13 protein-coding genes and 1 pseudogene are annotated in these 18,047 nt (G+C 58.8%); 7 read left to right on the top strand and 7 right to left on the bottom strand.

Annotated elements, in window-relative coordinates; translation table 11 throughout:
- Nucleotides 1-2: 2 nt before the first annotated feature.
- Together ABLU78_RS19380 and ABLU78_RS19375 are read left to right on the top strand one after the other, a co-directional pair.
- On the top strand, nt 3-1,772 hold the full coding sequence (locus tag ABLU78_RS19380; RefSeq protein WP_045361202.1) for an iron ABC transporter permease: 1,770 nt from the start codon (nt 3-5) through the stop codon (nt 1,770-1,772).
- Nucleotides 1,765-2,835: an ABC transporter ATP-binding protein gene (locus ABLU78_RS19375; protein WP_032707866.1), complete on the top strand. Its 1,071-nt coding sequence runs from the start codon at nt 1,765-1,767 to the stop codon at nt 2,833-2,835. The genes ABLU78_RS19380 and ABLU78_RS19375 overlap by 8 nt, the downstream gene beginning before the upstream one ends.
- A 7-nt stretch (nt 2,836-2,842) precedes the next feature.
- On the opposite strand, the pseudogene ABLU78_RS19370 reads toward ABLU78_RS19375, so the two are convergent.
- Nucleotides 2,843-3,204, bottom strand: a pseudogene (locus tag ABLU78_RS19370) (VOC family protein).
- Nucleotides 3,205-3,715: 511 nt separating this feature from the next.
- Here ABLU78_RS19370 and ABLU78_RS19365 point away from each other — a divergent pair.
- The 4 genes from ABLU78_RS19365 to ccmI all read left to right on the top strand — a co-directional run bounded on the left by ABLU78_RS19365 (nt 3,716) and on the right by ccmI (nt 10,391).
- Entirely contained in the window at nt 3,716-4,465 is a 750-nt protein-coding gene (locus ABLU78_RS19365) for a gluconate 2-dehydrogenase subunit 3 family protein (RefSeq protein WP_026612334.1), read from the top strand.
- 2 nt (nt 4,466-4,467) lie between these two features.
- Nucleotides 4,468-6,252, top strand: a complete 1,785-nt coding sequence (locus ABLU78_RS19360) for a GMC family oxidoreductase (protein WP_032714351.1) — start codon at nt 4,468-4,470, stop codon at nt 6,250-6,252.
- Nucleotides 6,253-6,262: 10 nt separating this feature from the next.
- The gene (locus tag ABLU78_RS19355) at nt 6,263-7,606 is read left to right on the top strand and encodes a cytochrome c (RefSeq protein WP_026612333.1); all 1,344 of its coding nucleotides are present in this window, start codon (nt 6,263-6,265) and stop codon (nt 7,604-7,606) included.
- A gap of 79 nt (nt 7,607-7,685) precedes the next feature.
- On the top strand, nt 7,686-10,391 hold the full coding sequence (ccmI, locus tag ABLU78_RS19350) for a c-type cytochrome biogenesis protein CcmI (protein ID WP_116328533.1): 2,706 nt from the start codon (nt 7,686-7,688) through the stop codon (nt 10,389-10,391).
- Nucleotides 10,392-10,575: 184 nt separating this feature from the next.
- Here ccmI and ABLU78_RS19345 read toward each other — a convergent pair whose 3' ends face one another.
- Genes ABLU78_RS19345 through budA form a run of 3 tightly spaced genes read right to left on the bottom strand, consistent with a single transcriptional unit; the run spans nt 10,576 to nt 13,837 of the window.
- Entirely contained in the window at nt 10,576-11,346 is a 771-nt protein-coding gene (locus tag ABLU78_RS19345) for a (S)-acetoin forming diacetyl reductase (RefSeq protein ID WP_015366942.1), read from the bottom strand.
- A gap of 22 nt (nt 11,347-11,368) precedes the next feature.
- The gene (gene alsS, locus ABLU78_RS19340) at nt 11,369-13,048 is read right to left on the bottom strand and encodes an acetolactate synthase AlsS (protein ID WP_015705187.1); all 1,680 of its coding nucleotides are present in this window, start codon (nt 13,046-13,048) and stop codon (nt 11,369-11,371) included.
- A 9-nt stretch (nt 13,049-13,057) separates the two neighbouring features.
- Nucleotides 13,058-13,837 (bottom strand): acetolactate decarboxylase, encoded by a 780-nt coding sequence (gene budA / locus ABLU78_RS19335; RefSeq protein ID WP_015705188.1) that lies wholly within the window; start codon nt 13,835-13,837, stop codon nt 13,058-13,060.
- A gap of 106 nt (nt 13,838-13,943) precedes the next feature.
- Here budA and ABLU78_RS19330 point away from each other — a divergent pair, with 106 nt between their 5' ends.
- On the top strand, nt 13,944-14,816 hold the full coding sequence (locus ABLU78_RS19330) for a LysR family transcriptional regulator (RefSeq protein ID WP_048228686.1): 873 nt from the start codon (nt 13,944-13,946) through the stop codon (nt 14,814-14,816).
- A 63-nt stretch (nt 14,817-14,879) separates the two neighbouring features.
- On the opposite strand, the gene ABLU78_RS19325 is transcribed toward ABLU78_RS19330, so the two are convergent.
- Genes ABLU78_RS19325 through ABLU78_RS19315 form a run of 3 tightly spaced genes read right to left on the bottom strand, consistent with a single transcriptional unit; the run spans nt 14,880 to nt 18,036 of the window.
- Nucleotides 14,880-15,650 carry a 3-hydroxybutyrate dehydrogenase gene (locus tag ABLU78_RS19325; protein WP_015366937.1) on the bottom strand — a complete coding sequence of 257 codons (771 nt, stop codon included), beginning with the start codon at nt 15,648-15,650 and terminating at the stop codon, nt 14,880-14,882.
- Nucleotides 15,651-15,673: 23 nt separating this feature from the next.
- Nucleotides 15,674-17,065, bottom strand: coding sequence for a GntP family permease (locus ABLU78_RS19320; RefSeq protein ID WP_015705189.1), 1,392 nt, complete (start codon nt 17,063-17,065; stop codon nt 15,674-15,676).
- Between the two features lie 47 nt (nt 17,066-17,112).
- Nucleotides 17,113-18,036 (bottom strand): 3-hydroxyacyl-CoA dehydrogenase family protein, encoded by a 924-nt coding sequence (locus ABLU78_RS19315; protein WP_048228687.1) that lies wholly within the window; start codon nt 18,034-18,036, stop codon nt 17,113-17,115.
- Nucleotides 18,037-18,047: the final 11 nt, after the last annotated feature.

The raw sequence follows: 18,047 nt of genomic DNA, 5'->3' as shown, positions 1-18,047 counted from the left end.
AGATGAACATTTTACGCAGAAAGTGGCAAGGGCTACCGCGTGGCATGGTGGTATTGATAGCAGCACTGGTAATTTACGTTCCGCTATTATTTATCGTGGCGCAAAGTTTTCTTTCCGCACCATTTTTTGCCCGCTCGAAAGAGTGGAGCCTCGAAGCCTTCGGTTTTATTTTTACCGACCCGGATTTTTACCTGGCCTTACGCTCTGGATTTATCCTCGCTTTTGGTCTGGTCATTATCGCGATTCCGCTGGGCGGCATTCTGGCCTTTTTAATGGTACGTACCGATTTACCCGGCAGGCGCTTTATTGAGCCGCTGATCCTGGTGCCGATTTTCGTCTCGCCGATGGTGCTGGGCTTTGGTTACGTGGTGGCCGCCGGGCCGGTCGGTTTCCTGTCGCAGTGGGCGCAAGCGTGGCTTGGTTTTGTGCCGTGGAATATCTACTCGATGTTTAGCATCGTAGTAATCGCCGGTTTAACGCACGTCCCGCATGCCTATCTTTATATCTCCTCGGCGCTGCGCAGCGTCGGTTCGGACGTGGAAGAGGCGGCGCGTACCGTCGGCGCCACGCCGCTGCAGGTGATGACCTCGGTGAGCCTGCCGATGGTACGGCCGTCCATTCTCTACGCCTGCGTGCTGCTGTTCTTCCTCGGCCTTGAGGTCTTTGGCCTGATGCTGGTGCTCGGCGATCCGGAGGGCAACATGGTGCTGGCGACCTATCTCTATAAGTTGACCAATAAACTGGGAACGCCTTCTTACCATCTGATGGCGGCGGTCGCGGTGGTGTTAATCTGCATTACCATTCCGCTGGTGATGTTGCAGCGCCGGTTGATGCGTACCGCCAACCGCTTCGTGACCATGAAAGGTAAAGCGTCGCAGTCGCGCGCCTTGCCGCTGGGGAAATGGCGTTGGGTCGCGGGCGCGGTCGTGGTGGCGTGGCTGACGGTAACCATCGGCGTTCCGCTACTGGGTGTGGCGCTACGGGCCTTTATTTCCAATTGGGGCGTTGGCGTTTCATTATGGGATGAGCTGTCGCTGGCGACTTTCCGCAACATCTGGCAGCAGCCGAATCTGCTGCGGGCGATCGTCAACTCGATGGCGATCGGGATTATCGGCGGCGCGCTGGCGGTGGTGTGCTATCTGTTTGTCGGTATCGCCATGCACCGTAAACCGGATAACGTCACGCGCTTTCTCGACTACAGCGTGCTGGTACCGCGCGCGGTGCCGGGCCTGTTGGCCGGTCTGGCGTTTCTGTGGGTGTTTCTGTTTGTGCCGATGTGGCTCGATCAGTCATTGAAAAACGGCTGGCTCTCGGCGCTGCCGGTCGCCGACTGGCTGCGCGAACACCTTATCGTGCAATTGCGCGCGCTGCGCAACACCATTTTCAGCGTCTGGTTGGCCTATACGGTGGTGTGGATGGCCTACGGCCTGCGCCTTATCTCATCAACGCTGCTGCAGGTGGCGCCGGAGCTGGAGGAGGCCGCGCGTAGCACCGGCGCCTCTCGCGGGCAAATCACCCGCCACGTCACCGTTCCGCTGGCGCGCTACGGGCTTATCGGCTCCTGGCTGCTGATGTTCCTGATCTTTGAACGCGAATATTCAACCGGCGTTTATTTGTTGTCGCCAGGCACCGAAACGATCGGGTCGATGCTGGTCTCTCTGTGGGCGGCGGGCGCCATTGATATCGTCGCGGCGCTATCGTTTATCAATATTCTGCTGGTGGTAGTCGGTCTGGGTATCGCCCTGCGCTTTGGAGTGAAATTACATGATTGAGTTATCGGTAGACAATCTGCATCTGACCTATGGCGACAACCCGGTGCTGAAAGGGGTGTCGATGGAGCTCAAACGCGGGGAAGTGGTGTCGCTGCTTGGCCCTTCAGGTAGCGGGAAAACCACGCTGTTGCGCGCGGTCGCCGGGCTGGAGAAACCGACCGCCGGGCGGATCACCATCGGCAATAACGTGGTTTATGACGGCAGTCCGCGTAGCGAGATCCCGGCGGAAGAGCGTAATCTCGGGCTGGTGTTCCAGTCCTACGCCCTGTGGCCGCATAAAACGGTATTCGACAACGTGGCCTATCCGCTGAAACTGCGTAAGGTGGCCAGCGGCGAGATTAAACAGCGGGTGCAGAGCGTTCTCGAGCAGCTAGGTCTGGGACATCTCGGTAATCGGCATCCGCATCAGCTTTCCGGCGGCCAGCAGCAGCGCGTGGCCATAGGACGGGCGCTGGTCTATAACCCACCGGTTATTCTGCTGGATGAGCCGCTATCTAACCTCGACGCCAAGCTGCGCGAAGAGGCGCGGGTATTCCTGCGCGAGCTCATTATTAAGCTGGGCCTGTCGGCGCTGATGGTCACCCACGATCAGAATGAAGCGATGGCGATCTCCGATCGCATTTTGTTGCTTAACAACGGCGTGATTGAACAGCAGGGGACGCCGCAGGAGATGTACGGCAATCCGGCCACCCTGTTTGCCGCCGAGTTTATGGGCAGTAATAACCGCCTGCACGGTAAGGTGACGGCGCTGGAGGACGGACGCGCGCGAGTTGAAGGCGCCAGCTGGGCGCTATGGGGCCGCGCGGGCGAGGGGGTCAGCGTCGGTCAGCCGGCGACGGCGGTGATCCGCGTCGAACGGCTGCGCCTTGACTGCTCGCCGCAGGATAACAGCCTGGAACTTCCGCTGCTGACCAGCATGTACCTCGGCGATCGGTGGGAATATCTGTTCCGCACCGAGGGCGATGACTTTGCGATTCGCGCCTACGGCACGGCCCTGCGTGATGCCGAACATTGTCATCTGACGCTGCCCGCGGATGATGTGTGGGTTTTTCCGCAGCGATAAACTTTGCTCAGGGCGCCAGATGACACACCGCTTCGATATTGTGTCCATCTGGCGCAATGACAAAGGCGGCGTAGTAATTGGCGTGGTAATTAGGTCGTAATCCCGGCGCGCCGTTATCCTTGCCTCCGGCGGCCAGCGCCGCGTGCCAGAAGGCATCAACCTGCTCGCGGCTCTCGGCGCAAAAGGCGATATGCAGCGGCGCGGGTTTATCTTCGCTTTGATAGAGGCATCGTTTGCCCCAGCTAGCTCCGCGCCGTAAGCCGGCTCGCCTTCGCCCGCCAGCGTCACGCCGAGCGGCGCCAGCGCCTGTAAAAAGAATGCCTTGCTCGCGGCATAATCACTGACGCCAAATTTGACATGATCGAACATAAATTCTCCTTGTGGTTGGGAATATCTGTACGACATCACCGTGTCGTTAAATTGATAAGGGAACCAGTATCGATTTAATTAACAACGGTGATTAACTAATTTAACAGCTCGAATTGTTTAATTATTCATTAAGCGAGTATTTACAGGTGCTTAATCCGCCATGTACCATAAACAAAAAATAACAAATGTGATACATATCACCCTTTATTGGCGCTTTGGTAAAACCAAAGGCGCGAAATTTCCGCATGACTTACCGCACTCAGGTTATTAAATGCCCGATCTTATCGTGACAACCCGGTGAATATTTGCGCCATTTTCCCGCGTTGCGTTGAGAATCGTCTAATATCCAAACGATAACCCTATAAATCTTATCGCTATTGGCGATTTATTGTACGTCTTATTGGCCAAAGCCAGACGGTCTGTTTCGCAACAGTTCAATGGTATCGGTACCAGAGCGGGATTTGCTGGGCTTGTAAGCGACAAAACAGTATTTTTAATTGACAGGAATGTGATTATGTCGAGCGAGAAAACCAACAATTCAAGGCGTGATTTTTTAGTAAAATCAATGGCCTTGATTCCAACGGTAGTCATCGGCGGCGGCAGCGTGGGCGCCATTGGCGTGGCGGCGAGCGCCACGGCACAGGCGGCCTCCGCACCTTCAGCCGGTGGCAACGCGACATCCAGCGACTGGAAGCCGCAATTCTTCAACGATCGCGAGTGGCTGTTTATCAACGCCGCCGTCGCTCGCTTAATCCCGGCCGATGAACTCGGTCCCGGCGCCAAAGAGGCCGGTGTGCCGGAGTTTATCGACCGCCAGCTTAACACCCCTTATGCCACCGGTTCCATCTGGTATATGCAGGGGCCATTTAACCCCGACGTGCCGAAAGAGATGGGCTACCAGCTGCCGCTGGTACCAAAACAGATTTATAACCTCGGTATCGCCGATGCCGAAGAGTGGTGTCAAAACCAGTATCACAAGAGCTTTGCTGAACTGAGCGGCGAACAGCAGGATGAGGCGCTCGGTCTGTGGGAATCCGGCAAGGCGCAGTTCAAACAGCTCCCGGCCTCGCTGTTTTTCTCCTATCTGTTGCAAAACACCCGCGAAGGCTTCTTCAGCGACCCTATCCATGGCGGCAATAAAGGCATGGTCGGCTGGACGCTGATTAATTTTCCCGGCGCGCGCGCCGACTTTATGGACTGGGTTGAACGAGGCGAACGCTATCCCTTCCCGCCGGTATCAATTAATGGGGAGAGGGCGTAATCATGGCGACCGTATTGAAAAAAACCGATGTGGCGATCGTTGGCTTTGGCTGGGTTGGCGCGATCATGGCCAAAGAGCTGACGGAAGCGGGGCTCAACGTCGTCGCGCTGGAGCGCGGCCCGATGCGCGATACCTGGCCGGACGGCGCTTATCCGCAGGTTATCGATGAGCTGACCTATAACATCCGCCGCAAGCTGTTCCAGGATCTCTCTAAAAGCACGGTGACGATTCGTCACAACAGCAGCCAGCAGGCGGTACCCTATCGCCAACTGGCCGCCTTCCTGCCGGGAACCGGCGTTGGCGGCGCGGGTCTGCACTGGTCCGGCGTGCATTTCCGCGTCGATCCGATCGAACTGCGTATGCGCAGCCATTATGAAGAGCGTTACGGCAAAAACTTCATTCCCCAGGATATGATCATCCAGGATTTCGGCGTCACCTACGACGAACTGGAACCGTTCTTCGATAAAGCGGAAAAAGTCTTTGGCACCTCCGGTACCGCCTGGTCGGTTAAAGGGAAGGTTGTCGGTAAAGGCCGCGGCGGTAACGCCTTCGCGCCGGATCGCTCGGACGATTTCCCGCTGCCGGCGCAGAAAAATACCTGGTCGGCGCAGCTGTTTGAAAAAGCGGCGCTGGAAGTGGGCTATCATCCCTATAACCTGCCTTCCGCAAACACCTCCGACTCCTATACCAACCCGTATGGCGCACAAATGGGGCCGTGTAACTTCTGCGGTTTCTGCAGCGGCTACGCCTGCTACATGTATTCGAAAGCCTCGCCGAACGTTAACATTCTGCCGGCGCTGCGCCAGGAAAAACGCTTTGAACTGCGTACCAACGCCAACGTGCTGAAGGTCAATTTGACCGACGATAAATCCCGCGCCACCGGTGTGACCTATGTCGACGGTCAGGGCCGTGAAATGGAACAGCCGGCGGATCTGGTGATTATCGGCGCCTTCCAGTTCCATAACGTGCATCTGATGCTGCTTTCCGGGATCGGTAAACCGTACAATCCTGAGACGGGCGAAGGGGTGGTCGGGCGTAACTTCGCCTATCAGAACATGACCACTATCAAGGCCATTTTCGATAAAGATACCTTCACCAACCCGTTCATCGGCGCGGGCGGCAACGGCGTCGGCGTCGATGACTTCAACGCCGATAACTTCGATCACGGCGCGGCGGGCTTCGTCGGCGGTTCGCCGTTCTGGGTCAACCAGGCGGGGACCAAGCCTATCTCCGGCGTGCCGGTGCCTCCGGGTACCCCTGCGTGGGGCAGTAAATGGAAATCGGCGGTGGCCGACACCTACACCCACCACCTGTCGATGGATGCCCACGGCGCGCATCAGTCCTATCGCCAGAACTATCTCGATCTCGATCCGAACTACAAAAACGTCTTTGGTCAGCCGCTGCTGCGCATGACCTTCGACTGGCAGGAAAACGACATCAAGATGGCGCAGTTTATGTTCGATAAGATGGCGCCGATCGCCAAAGCGATGAAGCCGAAATATATGCTCGGCAGCCCGAAAAACGCCAATAGCCACTTTGACACCACCAGCTACCAGACCACCCATATGAACGGCGGCGCGGTGATGGGCGAAGATCCGAAAACCAGCGCGGTGAACCGTTATCTGCAGAGCTGGGACGTGCATAACGTCTTCGTCATCGGCGCTTCCGCTTTCCCACAGGGGCTGGGCTACAACCCGACGGGGACCGTTGCCGCGCTGGCCTACTGGTCGGCGAAGGCTATCCGCGAACAGTACCTGAGAAATCCGGGTCCATTGGTGCAGGCATAAGGGAAAGCAAATCATGAAAATGCAATGGTTATCGGCACTGGTTCTCGGTGCGTTAAGCTGCGCGGCGTTCGCCGAAGAGGCGCCTGCGGACAGCAATCTGATTAAGCAGGGCGAATATCTGGCGCGCGCCGGCGACTGCGTGGCCTGCCACACCAACGGTAAAGAGGGCAAACCTTTTGCCGGCGGTCTGCCGATGGAAACGCCGATCGGCACCATTTATTCCACCAACATCACGCCGGACAAAGCGCACGGTATTGGCGGTTATACCTTCGAAGAGTTTGACGACGCGGTGCGTAAAGGCGTGCGTAAAGACGGCTCAACGCTCTATCCGGCGATGCCGTATCCTTCCTTTGCCCGTATCAACGAAGCGGATATGCGTGCCATGTACGCCTACTTTATGCACGGCGTGGAGCCGGTAAATGTCGCTAACAAAGATACGGACATTCCGTGGCCGCTGTCGATGCGCTGGCCGCTGGCGTTCTGGCGCGGCATCTTCGCTCCGTCCCCGAGCGATTTTGTCGCCAATCCGCAGGTGGACCCGGTACTGGAGCGCGGCCGTTACCTGGTGGAAGGCCTTGGCCACTGCGGCGCCTGCCACACCCCGCGTAGCCTGACGATGCAGGAAAAAGCGCTTAGCGAAAGTGAAGGCGATGATTACCTGGCGGGTAGCAATGCGCCGATTGACGGTTGGGTAGCTTCCAGCCTGCGCGGTGAAAATCGCGACGGGCTGGGGAGCTGGAGCGAGGCCGAACTGGCCGAGTTCCTGAAAACCGGGCGCAATGATAAATCCGTGGTCTTCGGCGGCATGAGCGACGTGGTTGAGCACAGCCTGCAGTATCTCTCGAATGACGATATCACCGCTATTGCTCGCTATCTGAAGTCGTTACCGCCGCGCGGCGGTAAACAGACGCCAGCTCCGGTGGAAGATAGCGTGGCGAAAGATCTGTGGAAAGGCGATGACAGCAAAACCGGCGCGGCGCTGTACGTCGATAACTGCGCTGCCTGCCACCGTACCGACGGCGTCGGTTATAAACGCGCGTTCCCGTCGTTGAAAGGCAACCCGGTGGTACAGACCGAAGATGCGACCTCGCTGATTCACATCATTCTGACTGGCAACACCACGCCGGCGGTGAAGGATGCGGTCTCGAACCTGACCATGCCGTCATTCGGATGGCGTCTTGACGATCAACAGGTTGCGGATGTGGTCAACTTCATCCGCACCAGTTGGGGCAACAACGCGCCGCCGGTGAGCGCCAGCGATGTGGCGAAAGTACGAAAAGATAAGTCGATGATTCGCGATGAGAAGGCGTTAGGTAACGCCGACGTCTCGAAACTGCCGGCTGCTGCAGAGTAACTGGGCCGGGGCGGGGCACTGGATTCGCCCCGCCTGAGGTAAAAAACGTGATGACACCTGAACAACAGGGGACACAGCCATGATGCCGGAACTGGGCAACTACCTGCTGTGTCTGGCGGCAGGGCTGGCGCTGCTGCTAAGTATCTTTCCGCTATGGGGCGCAGCGCGCCAGGAACGATGGCTGATGGCATTAGCCCGGCCGCTGGCCTGCGCGCTGTTTATCTGCATCATCGGCGCGTTTGCGCTGCTGGTGCATGCCTTTGTAATCAATGATTTCACCGTGCGCTATGTGGCGGAAAACTCCAACAGCGCGCTGCCGGTGTGGTACAGGGTGGCGGCCACCTGGGGAGCGCACGAAGGCTCTTTGCTGCTGTGGGTGCTGCTGCTCAGCGTGTGGACGTTCGCCGTCGCGCTCTTCAGTCGCCAGATGCCGCCCGACGCGGTAGCGCGGGTGCTGGCGGTGATGGGAATGATCGCCTTCGGTTTCCTGCTTTTTATCCTGTTCACCTCCAATCCGTTCAGCCGCAGCCTGCCGCTGTATCCCGTAGATGGCCGCGATCTCAATCCTATGCTGCAGGATATCGGGATGATTTTTCATCCACCGATCCTCTACATGGGCTACGTTGGCTTCTCGGTGGCCTTCGCCTTCGCGATTGCGTCGCTGCTGGCGGGACGGCTGGATACCGCGTGGGCGCGATGGTCGCGCCCGTGGACGCAGGCGGCGTGGATGTTCCTGACACTTGGGATCGTGCTGGGCTCGGCGTGGGCCTATTACGAACTGGGCTGGGGCGGTTGGTGGTTCTGGGACCCGGTGGAAAACGCCTCGTTTATGCCGTGGCTGGTCGGCACCGCGTTGCTGCATTCGCTGGCGGTAACCGAAAAGCGCGGCAGCTTCCGCGCCTGGACGGTGCTGCTGGCGCTGGCGGCTTTCTCGCTGTGCCTGCTGGGGACTTTCCTTGTGCGTTCCGGCGTGCTGGTTTCGGTGCACTCCTTTGCCTCCGATCCGGCGCGCGGGATGTTTATACTGGCCTTGTTGACCCTCGCGATTGGCGGCTCGCTGCTGCTGTATGCGGTGAAAGGTGGGCGAGTGCGGGCGCGAGTGGAACATACGCTCTGGTCGCGCGAGTCGTTCCTGCTTGGCAACAATATTCTGCTGATGGCCGCGATGCTGGTGGTGCTGTTAGGCACGCTGCTGCCGTTGGTGCATAAAGCGTTGGGGCTGGGGACGATATCGATCGGCGAACCTTTCTTCAATACCATGTTCACCGCGCTGATGGCGCCGTTTGCGCTGCTGCTGGGGCTGGGGCCGCTGATTCGTTGGCGCCGCGATGAGCCTGGTAAACAGCTTAAACGATTGGCGATATCACTTGTCGTGACGTTGTCACTTTCACTGGCGTTACCATGGCTTCTTCAGGACCGCATCACCGCGATGGCGGTCATCGGCCTGATGATGGCGCTATGGGTGCTTATCTTCGCGCTGATTGAAGTCCACGAACGGGCCACGCATCGCCACGGCTTCTGGCGCGGCCTGCGCACCTTAACCCGCAGCCAGTGGGGAATGGTGCTCGGCCATGTCGGCGTGGCGGTAACTGTCATTGGCATCACCTTCAGCCAGAACTACAGCATTGAGCGCGATGTCCGCATGCGGGCTGGCGACAGCCTCGATATTCATCGTTATCACTTCGTCTTCAAGGGCGTGCGTAATATCGTCGGGCCGAACTGGAGCGGTGGCGAGGGCGTGATTGCCGTCAGCCGCAATGGTCGCCCGGAAGCCACGCTGTATGCCGAAAAACGCTTTTACACCGCCAGCCGGATGATGATGACCGAAGCGGCCATCAGCGGCGGGTTTACCCGCGATCTTTACGCCGCGTTGGGCGAAGAGCTGGATGATGGCAGCTGGGCGGTGCGTCTGTACTACAAACCGTTCGTACGCTGGATCTGGTACGGCGGCGTACTGATGGCGCTGGGTGGGCTGTGCTGTATGCTCGATCCGCGTTACCGCCGGTCGCGGCAACAGAAAACAGCAGTGGATCGCAATGACATTAACCGCTCGCTGTACCAGTCCCGACTGCGCGAACTGGAGCAGGAGCGTACTGACGGTAATGAGGCGATGATTGTCGAGCTGCAACGTACGTTGCTGGCGGATATCTCGCCGCAGGAACAGACGCGCGTTCGGCCGCTTAGCCGCTGGTTGCTGCTACCGGGGGCGCTATTGTTGGTCTTTGTCAGCGGCGGGCTCTATCTGAAAACCAGCGATGTGGGTCAGGTGCTGCTGTGGCGACAGAGCGAGCGCCATTATCCCGCGCTGCTGGCGCAGGCGAAAGATCCGACCGCGACGCCGCTGCGGATGGATGAGTTGGCCCAGCTGCGGCTTGGGCTGCGCAGCCATCTGCAGGCTAGCCCTGACGATCTTGCCGGCTGGCAACTGCTTGGGCGGCTCGGTCTGCTGCTAAACGATGGCGAGACGGCGATCGGCGCGTTCGGGCGGGCGCATAAGCTGGCGCCGGATGACCCGGCGGCAAGTTTTGATTATGCCAGCGCGCTGGTGCGGGCGGGCGATAACGCGCAGATGCGGATGGGCGAGCTGTTGCTGCGCGATCTGCATCAGCGGCAGCCGAAAAACCTGCCGGTGCTGGAGATGCTGGCGCTCAGCGCGGTACGCAATGAAGACTATCCGCAGGCGGTAGCGGCGCTACAGCAGTTGCTGATGTTGTTGCCGGAGGGCGATGCCCGCCGCGAGGCGATTGCCCGCCAGCTGGCGCAGGCGCAGCAGCAGGCGCGGTAAATATTTGCTTTTTCTGCACTACTCCCCGGTCGCGCTGTCGCTTACCGGGGCTACAAATGGCAGTGACCGCGCGAACGGTAGGCCGGGTAAGGCGTAGCCGCCACCCGGCAAAATAACGGCGTAATAGACGAAAAAAAGCCCCTGCGAACAGGCAGGGGCAAACCATGTCAGAGCTTATTTTTTATTAATTGAATACCATCCCGCCATCGATCAGCAGCGATTGACCGGTCATATAATCGGAATCCGGGCTGGCGAGATAAGAGACGCAGGCGGCGACATCTTCTGGCTCAGACAGGCGGCCGAGGGTGATGCGTTTGGCGAATTCGGCAGTTCCGTAGCCCAGAGGTTTACCCGCCGCTTCGGATACCTGACGATCGATCTCGGCCCACATCGGCGTTTTCACAATCCCCGGGCAGTAGCCGTTAACGGTAATACCCAGCGGCGCCAGGTCGCGGGCAGCGGTTTGCGTTAAACCGCGTACGGCGAATTTGCTTGAGCTGTAGACCGCCAGTTCCGGGTTGCCGACGTGGCCGGCCTGCGAACAGGCGTTGATGATTTTGCCGCCGTGACCCTCTTTTTTAAAGGCCTCGACTGCCGCCTGAATCCCCCAGATCACCCCTTTAACGTTGATGTTGTAGACCTTGTCGACAATCTCCGGCGTAATGGATTCGATAGGCGTCGATGGCGCAACCCCGGCGTTGTTGACGATAACGTTGAATCCGCCCAGCGTTTTTCGCGCCTGTTCGACGGCGGCAAACACCTGCTCACGGTCGGAAACATCGACTTTGACCGCGATTGCCCGGCCGCCGTGCTGGTTGATTTCATCCGCCACGGCTTTCGCTGTGACGTCATTGTAATCGGCGATCGCCACAGCAAAACCGTCCTTCACGAGGCGTAACGCGATAGCTTTACCAATGCCCTGACCGGCGCCGGTGACAAGTGCGACTTTTTTCATTTCCATTTCCTTTTGTGATGACTTAAAGAATTTGACTCAGGTGTAGCTGGCCCATCAGCAGCGGGTTATCACGGTAATCCACGGGGATGGCGACCACCGCCGGGCCGTCGACGTCCATCGCCGCGCGTAGCGTCGGCTCCAGCGCCTCAGCGCTTTCCACCGCAAACCCTTTCGCGCCGAAGGATTCGGCATAGGCTTTAAAATCCATAGGACCGAACTCGACGCCGGACAGGCGTTGATATTTTTTCTCTTCCTGGATGGCGACCATGTTGTAGCCGTTATCGACCCAGATAAGATGCAGGATGTTGGCTTTCAGGCGGACCGCCGTTTCCAGCTCCATGCTGGATTGCAGAAAACCGCCATCGCCGGAGACCGAGACCACTTTGCGCTGCGGATTGACCAGCCAGGCCCCGATGGCCCACGGCAGGGCGACGCCCATGGTCTGCTGACCGTTGGAGATCATCACCTGACGGGCGCGGAAGCTGTAGAGATAGCGGGCGATCCAGATATGGAAGCTCCCCATATCGACCGTCAGCGTGACGTCGCTGTTGACGATATCCTGCATGGCGCGAACGATGCGCAGCGGGTGCAGGGCAAACTGATTCAACTGCGCTCCGCGGCGGTCAAGCAGTTCGCGCTGATGCTGGCGGTCGTGGAGGATTTCAGCGGCCTGCGGCGAGAGCACCAGCCGATGATCGATATTTTGCGCCAGCTTGTTCAGCGTGCCGGCGATGTCGCCCACCAGCTCGACATCCGGCGTGTAGTTACGCTCTTCATAGGCGGGCAGTACGTCGATATGTACCAGCGTCGCGTTGCCGCTGTTCCACATCGCCGGTTCGTATTCCACCGGGCTATAGCCGATGCAGATAACCAGGTCGGCCAGTTGCAATAAGCGGTCACCGGCCTGATTGTTAAACAGCCCGACGCGCCCGGCGAAGCGCGAGAAGTTATCCTGATTGACCGCCCCGGCGGCCTGATAGGTGCTGGTGACCGGAATATGGCTGGTTTCCAGCAAACGATGCAGCGCGGCGCTGTTTTCCGTCTGGCTGGCCATTAATCCAAGCAGGAACACCGGATTCTTCGCCTGGGCAATCAACTTCGCAACCTGATTGATTGCCTCGTCAGGCGCGGCGCCCATCTGCGGCGCGCTGCTGGCGGGCAGGACTTTGCCGGTCACCGGACCATCGACCACATCCTGCGGCAGGCTGACGAAGGCGCTGCCCGGGCGACCCTGCTCGGCGGCGCGAAAAGCGTTAGAAACCACTTCCGCCAGCGCATCCGGCGAGGTCACTTCTACCGCGTATTTGGTGACCGGGCTGAACATCGCCACCGTGTCCATACTCTGGTGTACCTGTTTGGCTTTATCCGCGCGTTTGACCGCGCCGCCCAGCGCCACCACCGGGTCGCCTTCGCTATTGGCGGTGGCCATCCCGGTTATCAGGTTGGAACAACCGGGTCCGGAGGTCACCAGCGCGACGCCCGCTTTGCCGGTAATGCGCCCGACCGCGGCGGCCATAAAGGCGGCGTTGGCCTCGTGACGTACCGGAATAATGCGGATTGAGGAGTCCAGCAACGAGTCGAAAACCTTATCGATTTTAGCGCCGGGGATCCCGAAGACCTGCCGTACGCCTTGCGCTTCCAGTTGGCTGACGACCAGATCGGCGCCGTGCGCCCACTGGCGCTGCGGATACTGTTTGTCCATGTGAACCTCCTAACTTTCTACTGAACGGATGGCGGCATCGAGATTATCGGGATGCAAATTGGCCTGCAGGAACGCGCTGTCGGCGGGAAGGTCGATCATCAGCTTATGAATTTCGCCGAAGGTCAATACCCCATGGTCGAGCTGGTAGTCCAGCAGGTGGCCGCCGCCCTGGCGGTCATCGGTAATGAAGTGTTCGTGATAGCCGGCGACGTTAATTCCCTGCATATGCTGGGGGGTCCGAAAACCGACCAGTACGCCGTCACGCTGGTTAAAGCGGAAAACCGGCTGATCGTCGAGCACGTCGGTCATCGCCCGGTAGGGCGGCGTCTGACGAGGCACGGTGCGGGTATGGGCGTGGCGGAAATGACCATCGATTCGCAGCGCGCAGAACAGATTGTCGGAAGGAATTTGCTGGTCAATAACCTCATGCAGCTGCTGGCGGCTGACCGGATGGTCAAAGGTTTTACGGTACTGCGGCTGAAACCAGGTCATCACTGCAAACGGCGTTTTCTGTTCCGGACGCGCTTTACGCGCGCTGCCGTCGGCACGCAGTTGATAAACCTGGCTGCTAAACGCGATCAGCTCGCCGTCGAGTTCATTAAAAGTGCCGAGCCCGAAATCACCGTGCTTCAGCAGGTCCGCAATAGTGGTGGTACCTTCGTAGACGCCGCTGAGCAGGGCGCTCATCAGCGAAGTTTGATACAGCACGCTATCGGGATGCTGAGCGGAAAACGCGCGTAGCGTTTCACACAGACTCTCTTCACAGGTGCAATCTGAAGCATGATTCATGAGCCACTTCCTCGTTCAACAAATATAAGAAAGGTTAAATAAAGGTTGACCCGATTCAGCTCACAGTTCCAATATAGAAACCATGCTGGTTTGAGACGTTTTCGATATGGAACTTCGTTATCTACGCTATTTTGTCGCCGTCGCCCGGACGCGGCACTTCACCCGGGCAGCGAAAGAACTGGGTATCTCGCAGCCACCGTTAAGTCAGCAAATTCAGCGGCTTGAGCGAGAGGTTGGCACTCCGCTGTTGCGTCGGCTAACCCGCGGGGTGGAGCTGACCGAAGCCGGGGAGTCCTTTTATGAAGATGCCTGCCAAATCCTCGCGCTGAGCGATGCGGCGCTGGAAAAGGCCAAGGGCATTGCCCGCGGAATGAACGGCAGCCTGTCGTTAGGCATTACCAGTTCTGATGCTTTCCATCCACAAATCTTCACCTTGCTGCACCGTTTTCAGCTCGATCACCCAGGCGTCGTCCTCCATCAGCGGGAGGGCAACATGGCAAATTTGATGGCGGCGCTGAGCGAGGCGGAGATCGATATCGCCTTTGTCCGATTGCCGTGTGAAAGCAGTAAGGCGTTTAACTTGCGTATCATTGATGAAGAGCCAATGGTCATTGCGCTGCCGCGCGATAATCCATTGTCAGCGGAACCGACGCTGGCGCTGGAACAGTTGCGGGACGTCGCGCCGATCCTCTTCCCGCGCGAAGTGGCGCCGGGTTTGTATGAGCTGGTGTTCAATAGCTGCCTGCGCGCCGGTATCGATATGAACCGCGCCAGGCAGTCGTCGCAGATTTCATCGTCGCTGAGTATGGTTAACGCCGGATTTGGTTTCGCGCTGGTGCCGCAGTCGATGACCTGTATCGCGCTGCCCAACGTCAGCTATCAATCGATACAGGGGACGCCGGTCAAGACCGATATTGCCATCGCCTGGCGGCGTTTTGAGCGCTCGCGCACGGTGAAGCGATTTTTAGAGATGTTCTAATTCCCGGGGGGCATAGCGCGACCCGACGGAGATACGCTGACCTTTTCTCCGTTGGGTTACCCGTTACTGCGCCACCCAGCCGCCATCCATATTCCACGCCGCGCCGCGAACCTGCGCGGCGGCGTCGCTGCATAAAAATAGCGCCATTTCCCCCAGTTGCTGCGGCGTTACGAATTCTCCGGAAGGTTGTTTTTCAGCCAGCAGCTGCGCTCTGGCCTGCTCCGGGTCGGCTCCCTCAGCGATACGTTTATCGATCTGCTGCTGAACCAGCGGCGTCAGCACCCAGCCAGGGCAAATCGCGTTGCAGGTAATGCCGGTACGCGCGGTCTCCAGCGCCAGCGTTTTGCTAAAGCCAATCACCCCATGCTTGGCGGCGACATAGGCGGATTTCTCTTTCGAGGCGACTAACCCATGCACGGAGGCAATATTAATAATCCGCCCCCAGTTGCGCTCGCGCATGCCCGGCAGCGCCAGTCGGCTGGTGTGGAAGACGCTGGACAGATTTATCGCCAGAATATCGTTCCATTTTTCCACCGCGAACTGCTCCACTGGCGCCACATGCTGGATACCGGCGTTATTAATCACAATATCGACGCCGCCAAATTCGCTTTCGGTATAACGCATCATCGCTTCAATTTGCCCGACGTCGCGCAGGTCGGCATCGTGATAGCCGGGAATTTTACCCAGCGCGGCAACCTCGGCTCGCGCGCTCGTGCTGTCGCCAAAACCATTCAACACCAGCTGCGCGCCGGCCTGCGCCAGCACTTTGGCAATGCCTAAACCAATACCGCTGGTGGAGCCGGTGACCAGCGCTGTTTTACCGTTTAAATTCATTTCGTTACTCCTTAAATCAGGCATCAGACAATACCGGTTAAATAGAACACGGCAATGACAAACAGAACCGCGAGGCTTTTGATAAGCGTAATGGCGAAAATGCCGCCGTATGCCTGGCGATGACTTAAACCGGTGATTGCCAGCAGCGTGATGACGGCGCCGTTATGCGGCAGGGTATCCATGCCGCCGCTGGCCATTGAAGCGACGCGGTGGAGTACCTCAAGCGGAATATTAGCGGCGTGGGCGGCGGCCACGAAGGTATCGGACATTGCCGCCAGCGCGATGCTCATCCCGCCGGAGGCGGAGCCGGTGATCCCCGCCAGTACGGTTACGCTAATCGCCTCGTTTAACAGGGGATTGGGAATGGCGGTCAGTGCTTTCGACAACACCAGAAAACCCGGCAGGGCGGCAATCACCGCGCCGAAACCATATTCCGAGGCGGTATTCATCGCCGCGAGGATCGCGCCGCCGACCGCCGTACGGCTGCCTTCCGCCAGACGGCCGCGAATATTACGAAAACCGAACACCAGCACCACGACGATACCGGATAGCAGCGCGGCCTCGACGGCCCAGATAGCGGTGATTTTGCCGACCTCGGTGACGATGGGTTTGGCAAGCCCTGGCAGCGTTAGCTCGTGGCTGGCGCCGTACCATTGCGGGATCCAGCGGGTAAACAGCAGGTTCAGCAGGCCAACCAGCAGCAGCGGGGCAATGGCGATCAGCGGATGCGGCAGATTGATGTTATCCGGCGTCTGCGGCTCGTTTTGCAGATCGGTACCGTATCCCTCGCCATTCGCGAGCGCTTTCCGCCGCTGTCGTTCCAGCCACAGTAAACCGAAGGTGATGATAAACAGTGAACCTATCAATCCAAGCCAGGGGGCTGCCCAGGCGTTGGTGCCAAAAAAGCTGGTGGGGATAATGTTCTGAATCTGCGGGGTGCCCGGCAGGGCATCCATGGTAAATGAGAATGCGCCCAGCGCGACGGTTGCCGGGATCAGTCGCTTCGGGATACCGCTTTGGCGAAACAGTTCGGCGGCAAAGGGATAGACCGCAAATGCCACCACGAATAGCGAAACACCGCCGTAGGTCAGCAGGGCGCAGACCAGCACGATCACCGGGATCGCATGTCGACGCCCGAGAATTTGAATCGCGGCGGCGACGATGGAACGCGAGAAGCCCGATAGCTCAATCAGCTTGCCAAAGACGGCGCCGAGCAGAAATACCGGAAAATAGAGCTTCACGAAACCGACCATTTTTTCCATAAACAGGCCGGTAAAGGTCGGGCCTACCGCGCTCGGGTCGGTAAGCAGGACCGCGCCAAGCGCGGCGATAGGGGCAAACAGGATAACGCTGTATCCACGATACGCAGCCAGCATCAGTAATGCCAACGCGGCCAGGGCAATCAACACACTCATTACGACTCCTCACTATCATTGTTATTGTCGGGGTACAAAACGAGAAGTTACGGTTTCAGGGCGTAGCGCAGCTGATGCTCACGGCGCGACTGTATTCGTTTCTGCCGGGTCTCATCCCAGTGATAAAAACCTTGGCCGCTGCGGGCGCCGGTAGCGCCTTGCGCAACCTTGTCGGCGACCAGCGACATCATGTCGCTGCCTGTGGCCAGTTCCGGCAGCAGGTGTTGGCAGATATCCTGGACGGTCGCCAGACCGGTCATATCGGCGGCTTCCAGCGGCCCGACCATCGCGTAGCGGCGGCCGAGCGAGGCGCGCATCACTTTGTCGACCACCTCCGGCGAAGCGATGCCGCTCTTAACGATATGCAGCGCTTCGCGCAGCAGGGCGAACTGTAGTCGGTTGCCGACGAACCCCGGCGCGGCGCGGTTGAGTACTACCGCTTCCAGCGAGCAGGAAGATAAAAAATCGCTGACCTGGTTGGCGAGATGCGGCAGGGTTGCGCTGCCCGGCACCACTTCCACCAGCGGGATAAAATGCGGCGGATGCCAGAAGTGGGCGATTAACAAGCGTTCCGGATGCCGCATACCCTGCGCCAACCGATCGGGCGGTAGTCCGCTGGTGTTGCTGGCGATAATGGCTTCGTCGGCTATTAAGGTTTCCAGTTCGCGGTATAAGGCGTGCTTGAGCGCCAGACGTTCCGGAATCGCTTCGATCAGCAAGGTCGCGTCAGCAAGATCGCCTAATGCCGTGGTGCCGGAGAGGCGCGAGAGCACCGCCGTACGCTGAGCGGCATCAAACTGCTCGCACTCTTCGAGCTCGCGCAAAATGGCGGCGGCGACGCCTGGAATCTCGCTAACGCGCGCCGGGTCGGTGTCGTAGAGGTGTACGGTGTGGCCGTGGCGGGCAAAATGACAGGCGATGCCGACGCCCATCAGGCCGGCGCCCAGTACCGCCAGTTGTGGTGTAAACATAGTGGCTCCTG

The organism is Klebsiella sp. JN_Kp122, from assembly GCF_040062085.1.
GTDB lineage: Bacteria > Pseudomonadota > Gammaproteobacteria > Enterobacterales > Enterobacteriaceae > Klebsiella > Klebsiella aerogenes.
Note: the sequence above shows the minus strand (reverse complement) of the source record. Positions and strands in the feature narration are given on the sequence as shown.